The 21,737-nt window shown below is 71.4% G+C and carries 22 protein-coding genes and 2 pseudogenes; 11 read left to right on the plus strand and 13 right to left on the minus strand.

Annotated elements, in window-relative coordinates:
• Positions 1-152 precede the first annotated feature (152 nt).
• The gene (locus ACFZCY_RS17090; RefSeq protein WP_391173775.1) at positions 153-1,412 is read right to left on the minus strand and encodes a GDSL-type esterase/lipase family protein; all 1,260 of its coding nucleotides are present in this window, start codon (positions 1,410-1,412) and stop codon (positions 153-155) included.
• 123 nt (positions 1,413-1,535) lie between these two features.
• Positions 1,536-3,689 carry a beta-L-arabinofuranosidase domain-containing protein gene (locus tag ACFZCY_RS17095; RefSeq protein WP_391173778.1) on the minus strand — a complete coding sequence of 718 codons (2,154 nt, stop codon included), beginning with the start codon at positions 3,687-3,689 and terminating at the stop codon, positions 1,536-1,538.
• Positions 3,690-3,897: 208 nt separating this feature from the next.
• Between ACFZCY_RS17095 and ACFZCY_RS17100 the strand changes: the two genes are divergently transcribed.
• Positions 3,898-4,926: a substrate-binding domain-containing protein gene (locus ACFZCY_RS17100; RefSeq protein WP_391173780.1), complete on the plus strand. Its 1,029-nt coding sequence runs from the start codon at positions 3,898-3,900 to the stop codon at positions 4,924-4,926.
• 14 nt (positions 4,927-4,940) lie between these two features.
• Here the strand turns inward: ACFZCY_RS17100 and ACFZCY_RS17105 are convergent, their stop codons facing one another.
• Positions 4,941-5,300 carry a (2Fe-2S) ferredoxin domain-containing protein gene (locus ACFZCY_RS17105; protein ID WP_391173783.1) on the minus strand — a complete coding sequence of 120 codons (360 nt, stop codon included), beginning with the start codon at positions 5,298-5,300 and terminating at the stop codon, positions 4,941-4,943.
• Positions 5,301-5,542: 242 nt separating this feature from the next.
• Between ACFZCY_RS17105 and ACFZCY_RS17110 the strand changes: the two genes are divergently transcribed.
• The 4 genes from ACFZCY_RS17110 (at position 5,543) to ACFZCY_RS17125 (ending at position 8,760) form a co-directional block, all read left to right on the plus strand.
• Entirely contained in the window at positions 5,543-5,752 is a 210-nt protein-coding gene (locus ACFZCY_RS17110) for a hypothetical protein (RefSeq protein ID WP_391173786.1), read from the plus strand.
• On the plus strand, positions 5,749-6,813 hold the full coding sequence (locus tag ACFZCY_RS17115; protein ID WP_391173788.1) for an acyl-CoA dehydrogenase family protein: 1,065 nt from the start codon (positions 5,749-5,751) through the stop codon (positions 6,811-6,813). The genes ACFZCY_RS17110 and ACFZCY_RS17115 overlap by 4 nt, the downstream gene beginning before the upstream one ends.
• A gap of 290 nt (positions 6,814-7,103) precedes the next feature.
• Positions 7,104-7,748 (plus strand): diguanylate cyclase, encoded by a 645-nt coding sequence (locus tag ACFZCY_RS17120; RefSeq protein WP_391173792.1) that lies wholly within the window; start codon positions 7,104-7,106, stop codon positions 7,746-7,748.
• Between the two features lie 4 nt (positions 7,749-7,752).
• Positions 7,753-8,760 carry an SMP-30/gluconolactonase/LRE family protein gene (locus tag ACFZCY_RS17125; protein WP_391173794.1) on the plus strand — a complete coding sequence of 336 codons (1,008 nt, stop codon included), beginning with the start codon at positions 7,753-7,755 and terminating at the stop codon, positions 8,758-8,760.
• A 382-nt stretch (positions 8,761-9,142) separates the two neighbouring features.
• Here the strand turns inward: ACFZCY_RS17125 and ACFZCY_RS17130 are convergent, their stop codons facing one another.
• Both ACFZCY_RS17130 and ACFZCY_RS17135 read right to left on the minus strand, forming a co-directional pair.
• Complete coding sequence (locus ACFZCY_RS17130) at positions 9,143-9,697, minus strand: DUF6328 family protein (protein WP_391174394.1); 555 nt, start codon at positions 9,695-9,697, stop codon at positions 9,143-9,145.
• Between the two features lie 126 nt (positions 9,698-9,823).
• Positions 9,824-10,150 carry a plasmid stabilization protein gene (locus tag ACFZCY_RS17135; RefSeq protein ID WP_391173797.1) on the minus strand — a complete coding sequence of 109 codons (327 nt, stop codon included), beginning with the start codon at positions 10,148-10,150 and terminating at the stop codon, positions 9,824-9,826.
• A gap of 239 nt (positions 10,151-10,389) precedes the next feature.
• Between ACFZCY_RS17135 and ACFZCY_RS17140 the strand changes: the two genes are divergently transcribed.
• Both ACFZCY_RS17140 and ACFZCY_RS17145 read left to right on the plus strand, forming a co-directional pair.
• Entirely contained in the window at positions 10,390-10,557 is a 168-nt protein-coding gene (locus ACFZCY_RS17140) for a hypothetical protein (protein ID WP_391173800.1), read from the plus strand.
• Positions 10,554-11,264, plus strand: coding sequence for a Ppx/GppA phosphatase family protein (locus ACFZCY_RS17145; RefSeq protein ID WP_391173803.1), 711 nt, complete (start codon positions 10,554-10,556; stop codon positions 11,262-11,264). The genes ACFZCY_RS17140 and ACFZCY_RS17145 overlap by 4 nt, the downstream gene beginning before the upstream one ends.
• Before the next feature lie 17 nt (positions 11,265-11,281).
• On the opposite strand, the gene ACFZCY_RS17150 is transcribed toward ACFZCY_RS17145, so the two are convergent.
• The 4 genes from ACFZCY_RS17150 to ACFZCY_RS17165 all read right to left on the minus strand — a co-directional run bounded on the left by ACFZCY_RS17150 (position 11,282) and on the right by ACFZCY_RS17165 (position 14,071).
• Positions 11,282-12,076 (minus strand): SigB/SigF/SigG family RNA polymerase sigma factor, encoded by a 795-nt coding sequence (locus ACFZCY_RS17150; protein ID WP_391173807.1) that lies wholly within the window; start codon positions 12,074-12,076, stop codon positions 11,282-11,284.
• A 180-nt stretch (positions 12,077-12,256) separates the two neighbouring features.
• The gene (locus ACFZCY_RS17155) at positions 12,257-12,454 is read right to left on the minus strand and encodes an SDR family oxidoreductase (protein WP_391174397.1); all 198 of its coding nucleotides are present in this window, start codon (positions 12,452-12,454) and stop codon (positions 12,257-12,259) included.
• Positions 12,455-12,689: 235 nt separating this feature from the next.
• On the minus strand, positions 12,690-13,508 hold the full coding sequence (locus ACFZCY_RS17160; protein ID WP_391173810.1) for a cytochrome c oxidase assembly protein: 819 nt from the start codon (positions 13,506-13,508) through the stop codon (positions 12,690-12,692).
• Positions 13,508-14,071, minus strand: a complete 564-nt coding sequence (locus tag ACFZCY_RS17165) for a DUF2243 domain-containing protein (protein WP_391173813.1) — start codon at positions 14,069-14,071, stop codon at positions 13,508-13,510. The genes ACFZCY_RS17160 and ACFZCY_RS17165 overlap by 1 nt, the downstream gene beginning before the upstream one ends.
• Positions 14,072-14,281: 210 nt before the next feature.
• On the opposite strand from ACFZCY_RS17165, the pseudogene ACFZCY_RS17170 reads away from it, so the two are divergent.
• Positions 14,282-14,441 (plus strand): annotated as a pseudogene (locus ACFZCY_RS17170) (alcohol dehydrogenase catalytic domain-containing protein); the annotation flags it as partial.
• Positions 14,442-14,565: 124 nt separating this feature from the next.
• On the opposite strand, the gene ACFZCY_RS17175 reads toward ACFZCY_RS17170, so the two are convergent.
• From ACFZCY_RS17175 to ctaD, 3 genes are all read right to left on the minus strand, one after another.
• Positions 14,566-15,843: a SpoIIE family protein phosphatase gene (locus ACFZCY_RS17175; RefSeq protein WP_391173815.1), complete on the minus strand. Its 1,278-nt coding sequence runs from the start codon at positions 15,841-15,843 to the stop codon at positions 14,566-14,568.
• 95 nt (positions 15,844-15,938) lie between these two features.
• Complete coding sequence (locus ACFZCY_RS17180; protein ID WP_391173818.1) at positions 15,939-16,298, minus strand: hypothetical protein; 360 nt, start codon at positions 16,296-16,298, stop codon at positions 15,939-15,941.
• On the minus strand, positions 16,295-18,025 hold the full coding sequence (gene ctaD / locus ACFZCY_RS17185) for a cytochrome c oxidase subunit I (RefSeq protein WP_391173821.1): 1,731 nt from the start codon (positions 18,023-18,025) through the stop codon (positions 16,295-16,297). The genes ACFZCY_RS17180 and ctaD overlap by 4 nt, the downstream gene beginning before the upstream one ends.
• A 131-nt stretch (positions 18,026-18,156) precedes the next feature.
• Here ctaD and ACFZCY_RS17190 point away from each other — a divergent pair.
• From ACFZCY_RS17190 to ACFZCY_RS17200, 3 genes and pseudogenes are all read left to right on the plus strand, one after another.
• A pseudogene (locus tag ACFZCY_RS17190) lies at positions 18,157-18,366 on the plus strand (hypothetical protein); the annotation flags it as partial.
• A 433-nt stretch (positions 18,367-18,799) separates the two neighbouring features.
• Positions 18,800-20,416, plus strand: a complete 1,617-nt coding sequence (locus ACFZCY_RS17195) for a carboxylesterase family protein (RefSeq protein WP_391173824.1) — start codon at positions 18,800-18,802, stop codon at positions 20,414-20,416.
• A gap of 99 nt (positions 20,417-20,515) precedes the next feature.
• Entirely contained in the window at positions 20,516-20,950 is a 435-nt protein-coding gene (locus ACFZCY_RS17200; protein ID WP_391173827.1) for a nuclear transport factor 2 family protein, read from the plus strand.
• Between the two features lie 52 nt (positions 20,951-21,002).
• Here ACFZCY_RS17200 and ACFZCY_RS17205 read toward each other — a convergent pair whose 3' ends face one another.
• Positions 21,003-21,719 (minus strand): NAD(P)-binding domain-containing protein, encoded by a 717-nt coding sequence (locus ACFZCY_RS17205; protein ID WP_391173830.1) that lies wholly within the window; start codon positions 21,717-21,719, stop codon positions 21,003-21,005.
• Positions 21,720-21,737: the final 18 nt, after the last annotated feature.

The raw sequence follows: 21,737 nt of genomic DNA on the forward strand, positions 1-21,737 counted from the left end.
GGCCGTGAGCGGGGCCACCGATGGGGCGCTGTGTGACATTGCACTGGTGCTCGTGACGGTAAACGGCGGACGGGGCGTTGCCAAGATGCCCCGCTCCGAGTCGAGTTGGAGCCCCCGGCGCGGGCCGGGGGCCGTGGTGGGGAAGACGGGGGTCAGCGGGAGCAGCGGAGGGCGCGCAGGGAGATGGCGTCGCCCATCACCCGCATGCCGTCGTCATTGGGGTGGAGGTGGTCGCCGCCGTCGTAGGCGGGGAGTATCCGGGAGGGCGCCGCGGGGTCCCGGACGGCCTTGTCGAAGTCCACGACCGCGTCGAACTCGCCGCTGGTGCGGATGAAGGTGTTGACCTGTTGACGAACCGTCTCGTCAACGGCCTCGTACTCCCGCCAGCCCTCGTACGGCATGACGGTCGCGCCGACCACGCAGACGCCGCGCGCGTGGGACCTGGCGATGATCTGCCGGTATCCGGCGATCAGTTCGTCGGCGGTGGGGCCGGGCGTGGACTTGATGTCGTTGATGCCCTCGAAGAGGATCGTCGTGCGTACTCCGGCCTGGGAGAGCACATCCCGGTCGAGCCGCTTCAGCGCGCTTTCGGCGGAGCCGTCGGCGAGGACCTTGTTGCCGGAGATGCCCTCGTTGGCGACGCCCTTGAGCCGTGAGCGGGGGTCGGCGAGCAGTCGGCGGGCGAGGAAGTCCGGCCAGCGGCGGTTGGTGTCCTGGGAGGAGGCGGAGCCGTCGGTGATCGAGTCGCCGAAGGCGACGACGGCGCCGGTGCCCGGCCGTGGCCGCACGACGGCCGCGTCCAGGTAGTACCAGGAGGTGATCGCTTCCGTGTACGCGTCGGCGCCCTCCTCCGCGGCGTGGTCTCCGGCCGGTGCGACGTACTGGGTGGCGCGGGCCCCCTTGTGGCCGGTCGCGAGGGTGCCCGCGCTGCGTACGTAGAGGCTGATCGCGAGGTCCGACTGGGGCCGGACGCCGCCCGGCAGCGGATCGCTGTACACGACGCCGCCCGCCGGTACGGTCACCGACGAGGCGCCGCGGAAGGTCAGCCGCCGGTTGCTGCCGGGCACGACCGCCGCCCCGGAACCGCGTACGCCCGCGTAGGCGTGCCCGAAGGTCACCGGCTGGTCGCCGTAGGCGTTGGAGAGCCGGATGCGCAGGTCCCGGCCGCCGACGCTGGTGTGGATGACGAACCGGTAGGTCAGGTCCTGGGTGGCGGTCCCGGCCGGGTAGGCGCTGGAGCCCCAGGTGACGACGGCGGAGCGCGGGGCGGGCGGCGTGCCGGGCGCGGCGGCGGACCGCGCCGTGAGCTGGGCGGCGTTGGACTCGGTTCCGGTGGCCACGACGACCCCGAGGGCGGCGGCGGTCGCGGCGAGGACACCGAGGGCACGGATGGGTAAGCCAGGTCTCTGCATGATGGGGCGTTTCCCTCTCACGAGTTGGGTGATCGGATGAATTGATACGCATTCCGATCTGCCTGTCGAGAGAGTGCGCCCTATTCCGAAACTTTCGACGCCCACCGCCTCATGTCATCGGACCTATTGGCCGCCCCTGAGATCGACTCCGACGGCGGCCGCGACGACCTCGTCCCGCTCGGCGCGGCTGAACAGCCCCTCCGACAGCCATGCGCCGGCGAGGGCCCGCACCGCCCGGACGAAGCGGCCGGAGGACGCGAACGGGGCCTTCCCCCAGAGCACGTCGAGGAAGGTGAGACCGTCGCCGCGGGCGCGGTTCGGCACGCCGGAGTCGGTCGCGCCGAACACGACGACGGGCTCGGCGCGCCGGAAGTACGCGTGGTACGGGGCGTCGTCGGCGAGGTGGAACGGGGCGAGGGTCAGGCCGTGCGTGGTGAAGTGCAGGGGCCGGTCGCCGGGTTCGATCGCGTCGGCGAGATCGCCGCGCAGCGTGAAGTCCCGGTAGAAGGAGAACGAGCGGAATTCCGTCTCCTGGCTGCGGGCGACCAGCAGGACCGGCCCGTAGAACAGCGACTGGACGGCGGGGTCGTCCAGGGCCCGCTCGACGCGCAGGCGGTAGGGAGCGGAGATCCGGACCCGGTCGCCGCGCCGCCACTCCCGGCTCAGCGTGAGGTAGCTGCCGGGCACCGCCTTACCGCGCTGTCGCACCCCGTTGACGGTGACGGTGAAGCCCCCGGTGGCCCAGGCCGGAACCCGGAGTTTCAGGTCGAGCCGCCCCCGGCCCTCGCGGAACGTCAGGGTGCGGACGCCCTCGTCCGGGTAGTCGCTCGTCTGCTCGATGACGAAGCCCCGCTCCGGCCACCGCAGCGTCGAGGCGAGGGAGAGGTTGACGTACAGCGCGGTGCCGTCGGCGGAGCGGAAGTACACCGAGTCCTGGTACTTGGTGTGGTTCTCCATGCCCGTGCCACCGCAGCAGGTGCCGGTGTTGTCGTACTCGCGCCGCACCCCCGGGCCCATCCCGACGAAATAGGTGACCTCCGGGCTGTCCGTGCTCGGGGCGTCCCGGCGGGAGGCCAGGATGTGGTTGGTCAGGCCGCGCTCGTAGTAGTCCATGTACGCGGCGTCCGGCGTGCGGAAGAACAACTGCCGGCTCAGCTTGAGCATGTTGTACGTCGCGCAGGTCTCGGCGTTCTTGTCGTCCAGGGTGGCCGCGATGGCGTTCCGCGCCCGGAACATCTCGCCCTGTCCCGTGCCGCCCAGGCTGTACATCCGGGGGCCCGCGACCATGCCCCAGAAGTTGCGGGCCGCGGCGGCGTACCCGGTCTCCCCTGTGTGGTCGAACAGCCGCAGATAGCCGGTGAACTGCGGGATGTGCTGGTTGGCGTGCTTGCCCTCCAGGGTGTCGCGGTCCTCGGCGCAGGCGCTCAGCAGCGCGGCGTTGTCGAAGCAGCGGGCGGCGGCGAGGTGTTCCGGGCGGCCGGTGAGGGCGTACAGGTCCGCCATCACCTCGTTCATCCCGCCGTACTCGCCCGCGATGTAGATGGACCACATCCGCTCCAGCTGGGCCTTCGGCAGGTGGCCGAGCCGGCTGTGCACCCAGTCGCCCATCCCCGAGGCGATCTGCAGGGCCTGCTCGTTCCCTACCAGGGTGTGCGCGTCGAGCAGACCGCGCATGATCTTGTGGCAGGTGTAGTACGGCGCCCAGATGGTGGGGTACGTGGTGTAGCTCTCCAGCAGGATGAACTGGGTCTCCGGGTACGCCGCCAGATAGCCGGGATGGCTGGGTCTCGGCGAGCCGTGCTCGGCCAGGGCCTGCCGGCACTCGCCGAGCGCGGCGACCAGATAGTCGAGCTTGGACTTGAGCGCGGCCTCCCCCGTGTCCGCGCACGCCTGGGCGATGAGGGTGAGGAAGTGGCCGCCGAAGTGGCCGCGCAGATTGCCGTCGGAGGTCTCCCAACCGCCGGGCGGCAGGGCGCCACGGGTGTCGAGCCCCGCGTTGGCCCGGAAGACGGCCAGGATGCGGTCGGCCGGGTAGGACCGGGCGTAGTCGAGCATCAGGTCGCGCTTGCGGCGGAAGACACCGTCGCCGAGGGTCACCCGGTCCAGCGGGAAGGGGCGCACCGGCCAGGTGGCGGGGGCGGACGACGGCCCGGGCGCCGCCGCGGGGGCACCGGCCCCGGCGGCGTACGCCTGGGGCAGGGCGTGCGCGAGCGGGGCGGCGGCCGCGGCTCCGGCCGCGAGCCGCAGCGCGCGGCGGCGGGAGGGGGGCTGGGACATGCTCGGACTCCGATCGTCGATCCGGATGACGGGCGATGGACGGGGTGGCGCATGACCTGCGGCGGAAACAGACCGAAAAGGCTTTCAGTGAACGTAGGACGCGACCCATGGCCCGTCAATCCCCTTGAGAGCGGCCGCACTTGGCGAACGAGCGAAACCACGGAAACACCCTGAGTACACTCTGACCGAAACAACCAGGAGAACGCCCATGCCCTCGGCCCACGGCCCCTCTCGTTCGCGGCCCGCCACCCTCGGCGACGTCGCCCGGCTGGCCGGGGTGTCCCTCGCCACCGCGTCCAAGGCCCTCAACGGCCGCAGCCAGGTGCGCGCGGAGACCAGACAGCGGGTGATCGAGGCGGCCGAGCGGCTGTCGTTCCGGCCCAATCAGCTGGCCCGCGGCCTGCTCGCCGGGCGGACGGGCACCGTCGGCCTGCTCACCAGCGACCTGGAGGGCCGCTTCGGCATCCCGATCCTCATGGGCGCCGAGGACGCCTTCGGCGCGGGCGAGGTCGCGGTGTTCCTCTGCGACGCCCGCGGCGACACGATCCGCGAGCGGCACCATGTCCGCGCGCTGCTCGACCGCCGGGTCGACGGCCTCATCGTGGTGGGCAGCCGGACCGACCCCCGCCCGTCCCTGGGCCGTGAACTGCCCGTCCCCGTCGTCTACGCGTACGCCCCGTCGGACGATCCGGAGGATCTGTCCATCGTCCCCGACAACGTCGACGCGGGCCGGATCGCGGTCGGCCATCTGCTCGCCTGCGGGCGTACCCGGATCGCGCACATCACCGGAGACGCCGGCCATCGCGCGGCACGGGACCGGGCCGAGGGGGCCCGGGCCGCGCTCGCCGGCGCCGGTCTCGCGCTCGTCGGCGAACCGCGGTACGGGGAGTGGTCCGAGGGCTGGGGCCGGGCGGCCACCACGATGCTGCTCGACCGGCACAGGACGGTGGACGCCGTCCTGTGCGGCAGCGATCAGATCGCCCGCGGCGCCCTGGACATCCTGCGCGAGCGCGGCCACCGGGTGCCGGAGGACGTGGCGGTCATGGGCTTCGACAACTGGCAGGTCCTGACCTCCGCCTCGCGGCCCCCGCTGACCAGCGTCGACATGAGCCTGGAGCAGGTCGGCCGCGCGGCGGCGCACGCCCTGTTCGGCGCGATCGCCGGGGCACCGCGTACGGGGGTCGAGACCCTGGCCTGCCGCGTGGTGATCCGGGGGTCAACCGCGCCGGTGTCCTGAGCCCGGACGCCGGTCTACCGGGAAGCCTCGCTCCGCGCCCGTGGAGTGACGGCGTACAGGTCCAGGATCTCGGGCCGCGGCGCGACGCCGGGCCCGCCGGCCCGGACCCACGCGGCGATGTCCTCGGTCGCGTCCGGGTCGTTGACCAGCCCCAGCCAGACCGGCCGCGCACCGGCGGCGCGGCCCTCGGTGGAGGGCTGTACGACGATGACGTTGGCGTGGTCGCAGGCGTCGAGGCACTCGGAGATCCGTACCGGCGCCACCTCGCGCAGCCGCTCGGTCTGCGCCGCGTGATCGACGCGGGGCAGCTTGGCGCTGCCGCAGCAGCAGTCCCGGCACACGACGACGCGGCAGGGTACCGGGCCGGTCTTCATCGGCGTGATTTACCTTTCCTTTGACAGCGGATGAGCCCCCCGCATAGTTTCAAGGTCATCTGTATCGCACAAGGATCCGAGGGGGCGGCCGTGCGAACTCCGCTTCTCACCAAGCGCCGGTATCTCGATCTCCGCAGGTCCACCACCACGGGATGTTGAGCGGCACCTTCCCGCCCCGCTCGTTCCTCCTTCGCGCCTCCCCTGGACCACCATGCCTCCCGCCCGCATAGCGCGGCGCGGCCGTGGCCGACTTCGCGGTACGCCTCACCCGCGAGCCCGACCAGCCGCTCGGCCTCACGGCGCTGCGGACGGAGGCGGGCCTGGACGACACCGAGATCCTGGACCTCGTCCACGTCGTCGCCGTGTTCGCCCGGGCCGACCGACTGATGCTCACCCTGGGCGAGCCCCGTCGAGGCGCAGCCCGCACCACCGCAGAGGAGCGCTCCGCATGACCGCCACGCCCGACCACCCCCTCGTCGCAGCGGCCCGCCGGCTGGCCGACGACGTCCTCTCCCCCGCCGCCGAGGCGCACGACCGGGACGGCGTCACCCCCGAGGCCATCGAGGCCGTCAAGGCGTCGGGGGTGCTGGGGGTCAACGCGTCGGCGGCGTACGGCGGCGCGGAGGCCCCGGCGGCCGTCGGCCGGGAGATCGCCGAGATCCTGGCGGGCGCCTGCTGTTCGACGTTCTTCGTCCAGGCCCAGCACCACACGCCGGTGCGGACCCTGACCACGGGCGAGGAAGCGGCGCGCGAGCGCTGGCTGCGCCCGCTGAGCGACGGCACGCTGCTGGCGGGAATCGCCTTCTCGCATCTGCGCGCCCACCCGAAGCTGCCCGTGCGGGCCACCCGGGTGGCGGACGGCTGGCGCTTCGACGGGCTCGTGCCCTGGTACACCGGCTGGGGGCTGAACGACCTGTTCCTGCTGGGCGGCGGCACCGAGGACGGCGAGGTGGTCTTCGGCGTCGTCGGCGCCCACGAGCAGCCGGGGCTGACCGCCACCGGCCCGCTCCAGCTCGCCGCGCTCACCGGTTCGCGGACGGTCGGACTGCTGCTCGACGGGCTGGTGGTGCCCGACGAGGCGGTGGCGGTGCGCCTGCCGCACGAGCGCTGGGCGACGGAGGACCGGCCGAAGAACACCAACACCAACCCCGCCGTCTTCGGCGTGGCCCGCGCCGCGCTCGACCTCCTCGACGCGTCCGGCGACGCCGAGGCGAAGGACACGGCGGGCGTCCTGCGCGAGCACCTGGACGGGGTGCGCCGCGACGCCTACGCCCTGGTCGACGAGGTGCCGCCCGCCGAACGGCTGGACGACCGGCTCGCCGCCAAGACTCGGGCGTACGACCTGATGCGCGCCGCCACCACGGCCGCCATCGCCGCGGGCGGCGGCCGGGCCTTCGGCCTGTCCCACCCGGCCCAGCGCCTCGCCCGGGAGGGCCTGTTCCTGGTCGTCCAGGGCCAGACCCCCGAGGTCCGCACGGCCCACCTGGCGGCGCTGCGCGCCGCCCAGGGCTGACCGGAAGGGGCGGGAAAGGGGATGGAAAGGGAATGGCCCTCACCGACGGGGGATGCGGTGAGGGCCAGCCACATTCAGTGTGGCACGGATGAAGGGCTGATGTACCCCTTCGGGCCAACAAACTTGGCATATATCTACCACTTGACTCCCAGTCACCTCATCTGTCACGGCTGTTTCAGCGGGCCGGAGTGACCGCGGGTGGGCGCGGCGTACCGGCCGGGTGACGGTTTGTCGCGGACACTGGCAGGGCACTCGGGCGGCCCGATCTTCCCCTGAAGGCTGGAGGCGGCATGGCTCTCTCCCACAGTCCGGTGGCCCGCGCATGGCGTCGCTGGCGTCGGCCACGCGATCTGCGGGTGCCGCGGGAGCCCATGGATGTCGAGGACGCCAACCGGCGCTTTCTGATGTACGGGGTACTGCCGCTGTGGTTCGTACCGGCCGTGGCGGACTGGGCCATGCACCGCCGGACCCGGATCGAGGAGACGTCCGGCACACGCGAGTCGGCGCTGCACGCGCTCATGATGACGGAGGCGGGCATCCCGGTGGCGATGGCCCTGCTCGCCCGGGTCAATCCGCTCGTGCTGTCGGTCATGGGCGGCGCGGCCGTGGCCCACGGCGCGACGGCCCTGTGGGACGTCAGCCTGGCCACCGGCGAGCGCGAGGTGCGTCCGGTGGAGCAGCACATCCACAGCTTCCTGGAGGTCCTGCCGCTGTCGGCGCTGGCCTTCACCTCGTGTCTGCACTGGAAGCAGGTGCGCGCCACCCTGCGCGGGGGTGACACGGCGGAGGACTGGAAGCTGCTGCCGAAGGAGAACCCGCTGCCCGCCCGTTATCTGGTGGCGGTCGGTGCGGCCGTCGGCGCCTTCGTCGCCCTGCCCTACGCCGAGGAGATGACACGGTGTGTCAAGGCGGCCAGGGCCCGCAGGACGGCGTGAGCCCATGCCACGACGACACCGCGCCCCGGCGGCCGTGGCGGGCGCCACGGTCGAGCCACTGCCCCGCCCGCAGATCGTCGCCCGTGACGCGCGAGGGCCCGAGCACGTGGCCCTCGACGACCGGGGCCGGATCCTCACCGGGACCGCGGACGGGGCGATCTGGCGGCTGACCCTGTCGGACACGACAGGGCTCGCCCGCGCCGAGGTGATCGCCGAGACCGGCGGCAGGCCGCTGGGCCTGGTCCCCTCCCCCGACGGCGAACTGCTGGTGTGCGACGCCCGGCGCGGTCTGCTGCGCGTCGACCCGCGCGGCGGAACGGTGCGCGTCCTCGCCGACGAGGTGGCCGGCGCCCCGCTGCGGTTCTGCAGCAACGTCGCCATGGCGGCGGACGGCACCCTCTACTTCACCGTCTCCAGCCGCCGCCACCCCCTGGAGGACTGGCTGAGCGACATCCTGGAGGACACCGGCACCGGGCTGCTCCTGCGGCTGCGGCCGGGTGGCGAGCCGGAGGTCCTGCGGGACGGGCTGCGGTTCGCCAACGGCGTCGCGCTGGCCCCTGACGAGTCGTTCGTCGCCGTGGCGGAGAGCGGCGCCCGCCGGATCAGCCGCCACTGGCTGACCGGTCCGCGCCAGGGCGGGCACGACATCCTCGTACGGGACCTGCCGGGCTACCCCGACAACCTCTCCCGGGGCACCGACGGGGTGTTCTGGGTCGCCCTGGCCGGGCCGCGGGAGCCCGCCGTGGACGCGGCTCACCGCGCCCCTCCCGCCGTCAGAAGGGCGGCGGCGGCCACCGCCAAGAGGCTCCGCCCCCGGCCCCGGGCCACCCTGCGCGTGCTGGCGATCCGCCCCGACGGGAGTGTCGCCCGCCATCTGCTGCGCCGCTGGTCCCCGTACCGGATGGCCACGAGCGTGTGCGAGCACGGCCACCGGCTGGTGCTGGGCAGTCTGCTGGAGCGGGGCATCGCGGTGTGCGCGCTCCCGGCCGCCCGCGAGGACGGGTCCGCCTAGGCCGTTTCCTGGGATCATCTGATCGTTGGTTGATGTGTGTCGTGACTTGAAGGCGATGACCGCCAGCGCCACCTGGCTGACGGCCGCGGTGATCCTTGCGGGGCCAGGCGTCCGCCGCCGCTCCCCCGACCAGCCCGAGGAGCAGCCCGGGAGCCGCCCTGCACCGCCAGGGGGAACGCTCGGGAGATCGAGGCGCGGGTGGCGAAGGCGAGGAAGAGCTCACGGGGCATGCCGAGGGTGAGGAGGCGAACGGAATGCGAGCCCCGGCGGGGCTCGGCCGACCACGGCGACACTGCTACGGCTCAGTGACCGTCCCTGCTCACAGACGAACCCCACGGAAGGAGACCCCGCCGCCGGTGGCCTTCCTCACAGTGTCCGGACCTCAGTCGCCGCGCCGCCGGGACTTGCGCCGGAGCCGCAGGGGAATGACGTACCAGCAGACGGTGAACCAGAGCATGACAATCCCGACGACCAATTCGCCGACCACACTGTCGGTGACGACGTTGAGGATGAGCAGCAGAGTGCACGCGATCGTGAGCGCCAGCAGCACCATCCCGCACGCCATGAACCGCCCGGCGGCTTCGACGACCTCGTCCTTCATCCGCAGCCCGGACAGAAACCGGTGGATGGACACCGGAGCTATCAAAGCGGCGACCGAGGAGGCCCCTGCCGCCACGGTCACCACATAAAGGACGCGGTCGAAGAGTTCCAGGTCCCGGAACGCCGGAGTGAAGGCGAGGGAAAGCAGGAATCCGAAGAGAATCTGCACCCCGGTCTGTGCGACCCGCGTCTCCTGGAGAATCTCGTTCCATTTCCGGTTGAGGCGTTCGCGGTCGGTCTCCGGCCGCTCGCACTCTTCGGAGGACGGCGCGCTCGTGCAGGACGGGCATGAATGGTCATGCGCCGACGACGTGAGTTCCGGGCTTGCCATCGTCATGTCTCCTCCGCAGTCCAGAGAATTTTCGAATTCCCTGTCCGGCGAAAGGTATGCGCGATGCGCGCCGACCACGGGGAGAATCGGCGTGTGCGGTGGCCTCGGCGCCACCGGCGGCACGCCCCTTCCTCACCGCCCGAGGGCCTTGGCCAACTGCTCCTTGTTCATATGCGAGCGACCCTCGATCCCGCGCTGCTTCGCCTGGTTGTACAGCTGGTCACGGGTTGGGCCCCCGGAGCCGCTGTGCGAGCGCTCGCCGCCGCGCTGGGACGCGGACTTCCGGTCCCGCGTCGAGGTCTTGCCGGCCGACTTGGCCTCTCCCGAGCGGGCGCGCTCCTTGTTCACGGTGCGGGAGGCGATTTCCTTGGCGCGCCCCGTGGACGTGCCGCGCTTCTCCGCGCCTTCCTTGATGTGCTCGTACTGCCGTTCACGCTTGAAATTGGAACCCGCAGGCATGTCACTGCCCTTCTTTCCACGCCTTCTCACATAAGGCGCCCTGTTGCGGCCGGAGCACCCGACAAGCGGCCGCTCCAAGGCCAGGTGTATTCCACGGCCCGAGTCCCCCTCGGCGCCGTACCTCTAACCCCTGTGCGCCCGGTGATCCGGCCGGCGGGGCCCGGCGGGGCCGGCGGGACGAAACCCCGATCGCCCGGACTGGAGCCGGGCCCCTTGGGAACTCGGGGATGCGACTAGGAGTGCTCGATATCGGTTCCCGTTCCGTCCACCTCCAGATAGCCGATCTCGTCCCGGACAGCCCGCCCGAGCATGTGGCGGGCCTGAAGCGGTCGGTGCGTCTCGCCGAGGCCACCGACCGGCAGGGGGGATCGACCAGGCCGCGATACGCCGTGTCGTCGGCGCCGTGACCGAGGCCGGGGCGGTCGCGGGCGCCCACCACGTCGACGACCTGGTCGCCCACGCCACGTCCGCCGTACGGGACGCGACCAACCAGGAGGCCGTCCTCGCCGAGATCGAGGCCGCCACCGCAATCCACGTCGGCTTCATGAGCGGCCTCGAGGAGGCGCGGCTGACCTTCCTGGCGGCCCGCGGCTGGTACGGCTGGTCCGCCGACCGGATGCTGCTCTTCGACATCGGCGGCGGCTCCATGGAGATCGCCTCCGGCGGCCGCGCCGAGCCCGACGCCGCCATCTCCGTCCCCCTGGGAGCGGGACGGCTCACCCGCCATCACCTCCCGGAGACCACCCCGGTGAAGAAGCGGGAGGTCAAGGAGTTGCGCGCCTACGTACGCTCCGTGATCAGCGAGGCAACGGCCGAACTGCGCGAACTCCCGGCCCCCGCCTCCTGCGTCGCGACCTCCAAGACCTTCGGCCGGCTGGCCCGTCTCACCGGCGGCCCGAAGCCGAAGCCCGGGACCTGCCCCTCCAGCACGCTCGGCGTGGACCGGCTGCGGCCGTGGATCCCCCGGCTCGTGTCAAGGACCGACGCCCAGCGCGCGAAGCTGCGCGGCGTCTCCGCCTCCCGCGCCCATCAGTCCCTCGCCGGACAGGACGGCCCCCGGGGTCGCGTCCGCCGCCGCGTGACTTCTCCCTCGATGAGGGGCGGCCCTCGATGAGTGCCGGTGAGTGAACGTCACGCCGCCTTTGCCTCGATCTGGTCGTGCAGCTTGGCGCAGGTCCGGCTGATCAGCCGGGAGACGTGCATCTGGGAGATGCCGAGCTGCTCGGCGATCCGGCCCTGGGTCTCCTCACGGAAGAAACGCAGGTACAGGATCCGGCGCTCCCGCTCGGGCAGGGCACGCAGCTTGGGCTTCAGGGCCTCGCGCTGAATGACACGGTCGTAAGAAGGCTCCGGCGCGCCGAGGGTGTCGGCCAGGGAGTATCCGTCGTCGGCGCCCGGCAGTTCGGCGTCCAGGGACAGCGCGGAGAAGCTTTCCATCGCCTCCATCCCCAGCAGGACGTCCTCTTCGCTCATCCCGGTGTGCCGGGCGATGTCGGCCACGCTCGGGGAACGGTCGTCGGGGGTGCGCGTGAGGTCCTGCACGGCCGCCCGCACCCGGTTGCGCAACTCCTGGACCCGGCGCGGCACGTGCACGCCCCACATGTGGTCCCGGAAGTGGCGCTTGATCTCCCCGACAACGGTCGGCACGGCGAAGCTCGCGAAGGCGCTGCCGCGGTCCGGCTCGTAGCGCTTGACGGCCTTGACCAAGCCGAGCATGGCGACCTGGCGCAGATCCTCCGCCGACTCACCGCGGTTACGGAACTGCCTCGCCAGCCGCTCCGCCATCGGCATCCAGGCGCGTACGACCTCTTGCCGCAGCGCCTCCTTTTCGGGACCATCGGGCAGAGTGGCGATGCGCTCGAACTCGGCAGTGGTGTCGGGAGCGTCGTCGTGCGAGTGCTTGCTGCGTGCGCGTTCGGCAGTCATGGCGCGGTCTCCCTCATCCTGTGGTCGGTAGCACCATGGGAGAAATCCACCTGCCGGGGGTGCCGGACACAGCACACCCCGAGCAGCCGAACTGCTCCCTTGGGCGTGCCTCCAGTCCGAAGCACAACCAGCGCCTGCCCCGCCCCCCACACCCCCAAACACATTCGGAATGGGCCGTCTTCAGCGCGTGTCCACGACTCCGCCGGTCACCGCGATCACCTCGCCGACCGTGTAGCTCGAATCCGCGTCGGAGGCCAAGTACACATAGGCCGGTGCGATTTCCTCCGGCTGGGCGGAACAGCCCAGGGGGCTTCGCTGCCGAGCTGCGCGAGACCTTCGCGTGGCATGTGGGCGTCGGCGATGCTGAGGACGGACCAGGTGGGGCCGGGCGCGACGACGTTGGCGCGGACACCCCGGCCCCGCTCATCCACGACGCGCTGCGTTCCCTCGGCATCGGGCTGTTCGTAGGGCGGGTAGACGATGGCGACGTCCGCGCCCTCACGTGCGTAGAGCAGGGCGACGACGCGGCCGGTGCCGAAGTCACCACCGGGGGCACGCGGGTGCCCGGGGCAGTGAGCACAAAACACGGCCCGGTTGGCCCCTTCGGTGTCCCTCAGCACCCGGCGGACGCGGCCGTGGCCGGGACCGTGTGGCGGGCGGGGCGCCAGGTGGCGACGAGTGCGCCGGCGAGCAGCAGCTCGGCGATGTCACCGCCGTAGTACATGATTTCCGCCGCCCCCTGGACCTCGGCGGCGGGAGCGGGGATGTCGATCCCGAACCCGCCGTACATCAGCTGCGACACCCCGGCGTGGAGGGCGATGGCGCAGCCGAGCCACACCAGGCGGGCCCGCACACCGGGCCGTCTGGCGGCCGGGTCGGGACCGGCGATGACGTGGGCGAAGAGGCAGCCGGACAGCAGGAAGTGGGCGTGCAGCAGCCAGTGTCCGGGCGGCCAGGTCGTGGTGGCGCGGTAGAGCGGGGTGAAGTAGAGCGCCACCAGGCTTCCGGAGGCCAGCAGCAGCGCGGTGGCCGGGTGGGTCAGGATCCGGGCGGGGCGGCTGTGCAGGGCCGTGGTCAGCCGTCGGCCGTGGGTGGCGGGCAGGTTCCGCAGGAGCAGGGTGACGGGGGCGCCGAGGACGAGGGCGAGCGGAGCGTACATGCCGATGAGCATGTGCTGGGCCATGTGGCCGCGGAAGTCGGCGTGTGCGAACGGAGCCAGGGGCGGCAGCAGCGCCACGGCCGGCAGGGCAGCCCCGGTCGCGAAGGAGGCCGACCGCCACCGGCTCCAGCCCCGCGCCGGGTTGCGGAGCCTGGCCCGATGGGCCAGCCGAAGATAGCCGCAGACGCACAGGAGCATGACGATGGCGGGCAGCGCGGCCGCCAGGGCGCCGCTGCCCGCACCGTGGCCGGTGTGCGGGTGGCCGCCGCCCATCAGCCGGCCCGTCCGCTCCGCCGGGCGTCCCCGGCTTCGGGGTCGAAGGGGCGCCCGCTCCGCTGGAGCCCGTAGCCGCCGACGGCCAGCAGAGCCCCCAGCACGAGGAAGCCGATGTCCCACCACAGCTGCCGCGGTCCGCCGTGCACATGGTGGATGCCGAGAAGATGGTGGTCCAGCACGCCTTCGACCAGGTTGAACAGCCCCCAGCCCACCAGGATCCACCCCCACAGCACCCGGGAGGCCCACACCCGGCGGCGATGATGGGTGACGCGGGAGTACAGGACCGCGAGCCCCGTCAGGACGGCGAGCCAGCACACGGTGTGGAAGACGCCGTCCCAGACCGTGTTCATCCGCAGACCGGAGACGGAGTGCGGGCTGTAGTACTTCACCCCGATGTGGTCGTGGTCGGTGCCGCTGAGCATGTGGTGCCACTGGAGGAGCTGGTGCAGCAGGATTCCGTCGACGAACCCTCCGAGCCCGACCCCCAGGACGATCCCCGGCAGTTGCAGTCCGCGGGCCGCCTTCCCCTCGGTCAAGGCCCCGTCAGCAGTGGTCGCCATCAGCCGTCTCCGTCCTTCACATGGTGAGCGGATCATCCGTCACTGTGCGTTTCCCGCCGCGGTCGCCGGTGTCACGCCGAGACGGAAGTTCCCCCCTTCGTGTGTCCGTCTTCGCATCGGCCCTCGGCCGGAGCGCGAAGGAAACGCGGGCTCAACTCTCGCGTTGCGCTGACGAATCATCGGGCAAGGAGACGTGATGAAAGCCCTGACATGGCATGGCATGGCAAGGCGGGCGTGCGGGTGGACACCGTTCCCGATCCAGTGATCGAGAAGCCCCTTCCTCGAGGCGGGCGACATCCTGGGCCACGAACCGATGGGCGTCGTGCAGGAGGTCGGTCCCGAAGTCACCGCCGTACGGCCGGGCGACAGGGCCCGCTTGCGCCGATATTCCTCGAGGCCATCGGTCGTCGGCATGATTTCTCCTTCCGACGCGTGGGCCGTGCCCGCCCGGGCCACCGCGTTCCAGGCCGGGCAGGTACCCGGCGGCCGTCACGCTAATCGGGACGCTGCGGGATCCCGGCCAGTCTGGCGGCCTCTCCACTGGGCGTGGGGGTGGGGCTGATCCATTCGCAGAAAAGGATCGTGGCGTCGTCCTCCAGTTCCCCGCCGTGGTGGTCCAGGACGGTGTGGATCACCCTGCGCAGGGTCTCGGGTACCGGCAGGCCCGCCGCGTGGTGGCGGGTGAGCAGATCGGTGAAGCGGTCGACCCCGAATTCCCGTTCACCGGGCCGGCGCGCCTCGGTGATGCCGTCGGTGTACAGGACGATGCGGTCCCCGGGCTCCAGCCGCTCGTGGCACACGGTGGCCTCGGGTCCCAGGCCGATACCCATGGGCGGCGCGGGCGGACAGTCCAGGCAGGCCGAACCGCCTGCCTCCCGGCGGATGACGATCGGCGGTGGGTGTCCGCGGTTGATCCAGGACAGAGCGCCGCTGCGGGTGTCCAGGCAGCAGAGGACGCCGGTGACGTAACGGGCCTGCGGGGACTGGCCGAGCAGCGCGTCGTCCACGGCCCGCCCGATCTCCACCAGCCCGGCCCCCTGCCGGCGTGCGTTGCGGCAGGCGCCCATCGCCAGGGCCACGGCCAGTCCGGCGGTGGTGTCGTGCCCCATGGCGTCGAAGATCGCCAGATGTACCAACGGCCCGTCGGTGGCGTACTCATAGGCATCCCCGCTCGCCTGGTAGGCGGGTTCCAGGACGCCGGAGATCGCCACCCTGCCGTCCACGAACGTGCGCTCCGGCATCAGGTTCCACTGCATCTCGGCGGTGATCCCCATCGCCCTGGTCCGTGTCAGGCGCGCGTAGGTGTCGCTGGTGTCCGCCTTACGGACGATCAGCAGGGCCAGCAGCGCGGCCAGCGCCTCCATGTCCTCCGAGGTTCGCGCGTCGTCGGTGTCGACGGTCACCCGCATCACCCCGACCCGCTCGGTGCCGTCCAGCAGCGGCACCCAGCGCCTGAGGGCGGCGTGCGGCATGTCGTCGGCGGTGATCTGTCCCAGCTGGTACGCCCGCCCTGCCACGGTCCCTTCGATCACCAGCTCATCCGGCGCCTCCGGCGCCGCGGGCGGCGTGGTGAGCCCCGCGCCGGAGAGCCTGCGCAGCACGTGGCCCTGCAGATCGCGCAGATAGATCACCACCTCCGTGAGACCGGCGAGCGCCGCGTATTCGCGGGTCCTGGCGGGCAGCATCTCCAGCGGCATCAAGTGGCTTTCGGCCAGCAGCCCGGCCAGCATCCGCCGCCCCCTGGCGCCCCGGTCACTCAGCGACGAAGACATCGCCGTGGCGCCTCCTCGGTTCCGGTCGTGAGCACAGGACTATCAATACCGCCGCGATGCGCCACCAGGTGTCACGACACGAGAGCGCGTCGCGCTCAGGGGGCCAGTCCTTGCCGCTGGAGCGCCACCAACAGCACCGCCGCCGCGACCACCGATGTCACGGTGACGGTCAGCAGCCGCTTCTTCAGCGAGCGGTAGCGGTGGGTGTATTCGGCCTTGAGTTCCTCGCTGCGGCTGATGACGGTGCGCAGTATCTCCTTGGCGAGCGCCATGTGCCGGTCGGTGTAGAGACGCGCGACTTCCCTGTGCTGCGGAGGAGTGAGCCAGGGCATGCGGCGGGCGAACGCCTCGCCTTCCTCGCGGGCCCTGCGCCGGTGGTGGGCGGCCAGTAGCAGGCCCTCGATCTCGACCAGCCCCGCGGCCACCTCCCGGTCGTGGTCCGTCTCCGGGCTCATGGCCTCTCACCCTGGCCGCCCGGAGGGGCGGCGCCTTCCTCCGGTTCGACGATGTCACGCTGATCCGTGTGCCGGGCCTGATCGAGCACGGCGATCGCGGGGTGGTGCAAGTCGAACGCGGGCGAATCGGACCGGATCCTCGGCAGCGTGGAGAAGTTGTGGCGCGGGGGCGGGCAGGAGGTGGCCCACTCCAGGGACCGGCCGTAGCCCCAGGGGTCGTCCACCGTCACGCGCTGCCCGAAGTTGGCGGTCTTCCAGACGTTGAAGAGGAAGGGCAGCGTCGAGAGCCCGAGCAGGAAGGCGCCGATGGTGGAGACGGTGTTCAGCGCGGCGAAGCCGTCCGCGGCCAGGTAGTCGGCGTAGCGGCGGGGCATGCCTTCCGCCCCCAGCCAGTGCTGGACGAGGAATGTGGTGTGGAAACCGATGAAGAGGGTCCAGAAGTGGATCTTTCCCAGAGGTTCGTCCAGCATGGTGCCGGTCATTTTCGGCCACCAGTAGTAGAAGCCCGCGAAGGTGGCGAAGACAACGGTGCCGAAGACGACGTAATGGAAATGCGCCACCACGAAGTAGCTGTCGGTGACGTGGAAGTCCATGGGCGGGGAGGCGAGGATGATTCCCGTCAAGCCGCCGAAGAGGAAGGTGACCAGGAATCCGACGGACCACAGCATCGGGGTTTCGAAGCTGAGGGAACCTCTCCACATGGTTCCGACCCAGTTGAAGAACTTGACGCCGGTCGGCACGGCGATCAGGAAGGTCATGAGGGAGAAGAACGGCAGCAGTACGGCCCCGGTGGCGAACATGTGATGTGCCCACACCGTGATGGACAGAGCGGTGATGGCGATGGTCGCGCCGACGAGCCCGGCATATCCGAAGATCGGCTTACGGGAGAACACCGGGATGATTTCGGTGACGATGCCGAAGAAGGGCAGAGCGATGATGTAGACCTCGGGGTGCCCGAAGAACCAGAACAGGTGCTGCCACAGAAGGGGTCCCCCGTTCGCCGCCTCGAACACCACCGAGCCGAACCGCCGGTCCGCCTCCAGGACGAGGAGCGCCGCGGCCAGGATGGGGAACGCGAACAGCACGAGCACCGAGGTGAACAGGATGTTCCAGGTGAAGATGGGCAGGCGGAACATGGTCATGCCGGGGGCCCTCATGCACAGGATCGTGGTGATGAAGTTGACCGCGCCGAGGATCGTGCCGAACCCCGCCAGCGCCAGCCCCATGATCCAGAGGTCGGCGCCGACGGTCGGTGTCCGTTCCGCGCTGTTGAGGGGGGCGTAGGCGGTCCAGCCGAAGTCGGCGGTCCCCGCGGGAATGAGCAGCATGCTGCTGACCACCATCAGCCCGCCGAAGAGAAACAGCCAGAAGGACAGCATGTTGAGGCGGGGAAAGGCGACGTCCGGGGACCCGATCTGCAGGGGCATGACCGCGTTGGCGAAACCGGCGAACGTCGGCGTGGCGAACAGCAGCAGCATGACCGTGCCGTGCATGGTGAAAGCCTGATTGTATTGCTCGTTGGAGAGGATCTGAATCCCGGGGCGGGCCAGTTCGGCCCGCATGACAAGGGCGAGCAACCCCCCGAACAGAAAGAAGATGAACGAGGAAATCAGATAGAGATGTCCAATCTTCTTATGATCCGTTGTAGTCATCCAGGTGACCAGCACGGTGCCCACCGTGCGTCTCGAAACGGGCGCCGGGGCCCCGGATTCGATCGCCGTCGCCATGCAATCGCCTTGTCTGTCGGGGGCAGAGCGCGCACGCGCCTGCCTTTTCGGAGAGGTCAGGCACCTGTGTAGTCTCACCAGGGCTCGCCGCACCTCTCATAAGGCAGCGCGTACGGGTGATCCGCGGGTATCCGGTACCGGGGTGCCGCGTCATCACCATGAACGGGATCGAGGTCGAGGCGATCCTCTTCAGCCACCCGTTCGCCCGGCACTGCCCCGATCCGGAGGTCAAGCGGCAGCTGGCGCGGACCCGCTACATCGAGGCGCAGCAGCAGAAGGCGGTCAACTGGCTGCTGCCCGGCGTCTCCTCCGTCCTGGAGACGACGATCGCCTACGAGCAGGCCAGGCGTCCGTCGAGGGTCCATTCGGTGAACGCGACCTCGGCGACCAGTTGGGGACGCGCCCAGTGCGTCCCGGCGCCGGTGGGCGGTGCGGGATCAGGCGCAGCGGATCGCGCCAGGTGAGCAGGGAGCGCAGCAGAACCTTGCGGCGCCGCAGGGGCAGCCCGGTGACATCGGAACCGCCGATGGACTGGACGTCGAAGAGGTACGCACTCGGGCAGGCGCTGCCCGGCGGGGGTGTCGGCGAGTTCGGGGTAGGCGGAGACGGCGGAGCGGCCGGTGCGGCCGTCGCGGCGAGTGCCCCCGGCTTCCCCCTTGACAGCCGGGCCGGTCCGGGCCGGGCCCGGGCCCGGGCGGGGACGGAGCGGTTCGAAGCGCCGGTCCGGCGCATGATTCGATGGACTCCTGCCTTACGGGAGGTCCAGGGCGAGCCATGATCCGACGTGTACTCGCGGCCGTCGTGGGCCTGGCCGCGGTGATGACCGTCCCCTCGGCCGCGCCCACGGTCTCGCGGCCCTTGACGGTGGCCACCGACAAGGGCGTGGTCGAGGGCGCCGCGGCGGACGGGGTCGGCCGGTTCCTCGGCATCCCGTACGCCGCGCCACCGGTCGGCGGCCTGCGCTGGCGCCCGCCCGCGCCCGCGGCCGCATGGCCAGGTGTCCGGTCGGCGGACCGTCCCGGTGCGCGCTGTGAGCAAACGGCGGGCGGCGGCCCGGGCACGAGTGAGGACTGCCTGTACCTCAACGTCTACGCCCCCGAACGGCGCACGGACCATCCGCTGCCGGTGCTGTTCTGGATCCACGGCGGGGGCTTCATGAGCGGTTCGGGCGACCTCTACGACGGTTCGCTGCTCGCGCGGACCAACAACATCGTGGTCGTCACGATCAACTATCGGCTCGGCGTGTTCGGCTTCCTCGACCTGCCCGGGCTGAGCGAGCGGGGTGCGGGCAACTACGGTCTGCTCGACCAGCAGGCGGCGCTGCGCTGGACCCAGCGGAACATCGCCGCGTTCGGCGGGGATCCCGGCCGCGTGACGCTCTCGGGCGAGTCTGCCGGTGGCCAGTCCGTGTGCGCCCTCATGGCCTCGCCCCCGGCCCGCGGCCTGTTCGACCGCGCCATCATCCAGAGCGGCGGGTGCCCGAGTCTCACGGCCGCGCAGGCCAGGGCGCGGGGCACGAGCTACGCCACCGCCGCGGGCTGCCGTGACTCCGCGACCGCCGCGTCCTGTCTGCGGGCCAAGCGACCGGACGAGGTGCTGGCCGCCGGGCACGACTTCGGTGGCATCCTGAACGGTCCCCTGCCCGTGTCCGGCGTCCCGGAACTGCCGGTCGCACCGGGCGTCGCGGTGCGCACCGGAAGGTTCGCCGACGTCCCCGTCCTCATCGGCACCAACCGCGACGAGACACGCAAGTGGGCACTGCCGTTCGCGAACGCGCCCCGGGAGCGGTACGAGCGCGTGATCAGGCGGCAGTTCGGCCCCCACGCCGACGGGGTGCTCGCCCGCTATCCGTACGGCGCCGACGGCGGCCCGTACAGCGCGGCGTACGCCCTCGGCGCGGTGTGGACCGACAGCAGCGTGTTCTACGGGATGGGCGGGTGCCAATACCAGCGCCTCGCGGAGCGTTTCGCGTACCGGCAGCCCAGGACGTACTTCTACGAATTCGGCGACCGCGAGCCAGCGCCCTCGCGCGGCCCCACTCCCCCGGGCTTCGCACCGGGCGCGGCCCACGCCGCCGAGCTCCCCTACCTGTGGCCCGGCATGGCCGCGAAGCCACTGACACCGGAGCAGCGGCGGCTGTCGCGGACGATGCTGCGCTACTGGGGCGCGTTCGTACGCGACGCCGACCCCGCGACGGACGGGCAGGCGGCGTGGCCCCCGTACCGCGGCACCACGCTCATGTCCCTGCTGCCCGGCGGCCGCGGCAAGGCCGTCGATTCCGAGGCGTACGCGGCGCGGCACCGGTGCTCCTTCTGGAACGGGATCAGCTACGACTGGCTGACCACGGATCCGGCTCAGCTCGCGAGCTCACTGCGCGACCGCCGGAAGTGACCTCCTTACCCGGGAAGTAATCGCCGTGGGCGGTCGATGCCGGTCAGAATAACGATCTCCGCGTCACAACACGCGGGTTCCGAACGGAAAGGATCAGCAATGGCGGCATCCGCACCCACGACCACGCGCGATGTGGTCGAGGAATTGCTGCGCCGGATCGGCGAGGGCGACCCCGAGCACATCGCCGAGCTGTATGCCGAGCGAGGCGACTGGAAACTGGACTGGCCGGAGGACGAACACGGCCGCACCGCCACCCCGTGGATCCGCCACCGCACCACCCGCGCCGAGGCCGCCGCCCACTACCGCGAGCTTGCCGAGCACCACGTGCCCGGGGCGGCGGCCACCGAGATCGAGCGCATCCTCATAGACGGCGACGACGCGGTCGTACTCGGCGAGATCCGCCAAACCGCCCGCCCCACCGGCCGCCCCTACCGCGCACGGTTCGCTCTGCACCTCACGGTCGAAGACGGCCTTGTCACCCGGCACCACGTCTACGAGGACAGTTTCGCGGTGGCCCGGGCGTTCGAGGTCTGACGGCCTCGTCCGGCGCCGACGGCGGGCGCCGGGCGAGGGGTTGGCGTCCGCTTCACGGCTTCGCCAGGAGCGCTCGTATCTCGGCTGCCGACGCGGGACCTGCCTTCAGGGAGAGAAAGCCGGCCGGGGCGGAGCCGGGGGCCAGGGGGCCGAACGAGTCGGGGGGCAGCTCCGTGTAGGGGGCGCCGTAGGCGGGTGTGCCCGGGGCGAACAGCCTGCCCTGCGCGAGGGGGCCCGCGTCGACGGTGTCGTACCCGAGGGCGTCGAGCAGTTCGGTCGCGTGCCGCTTCGCCTCGGCGTTGTCGCCGGCGATGGGGAGAGCGGTGCGCTCCTCGGCGCCCGCTGGCCTGGTCAGTACGGCGAGGTGGGTGTGGTGGATGTTGTTGAAGGCCTTCACGACGTGTGCCGACGCGCCGAGGTGCCGCTGAAGCAGCTCGCTGCTGGTGGTCGCGTCGTCGTCCAGGGCCGCGACCCTGCCGTCGCGCTGTGGAGAGTAGTTGCCGGTGTCGATGACCGTCTTGCCCGCGAGGGGTTCGCGCGGTACGGAGTCGTACGCCCTGAACGGCACGGACACCACCACCCAGTCGCCCGCCGCCGCTGCCTCCGCCGCGGTCGCCGCCCGGGCCCGGGGGCCGAGTTCCGCGACCAGATCGGTCAGTGTCCGCGGGCCGCGGGAGTTGCTGAGCACGACGTCGAGTCCGCCGTTCACGGCCAGTCGCGCGAGAGTGCCGCCGATCTTCCCGCTGCCGATGATTCCTAAAGTAGCCACGCCGGGTCCAACCGGCGG

The organism is Streptomyces sp. NPDC007983 (genome assembly GCF_042958345.1).
GTDB lineage: Bacteria > Actinomycetota > Actinomycetes > Streptomycetales > Streptomycetaceae > Streptomyces.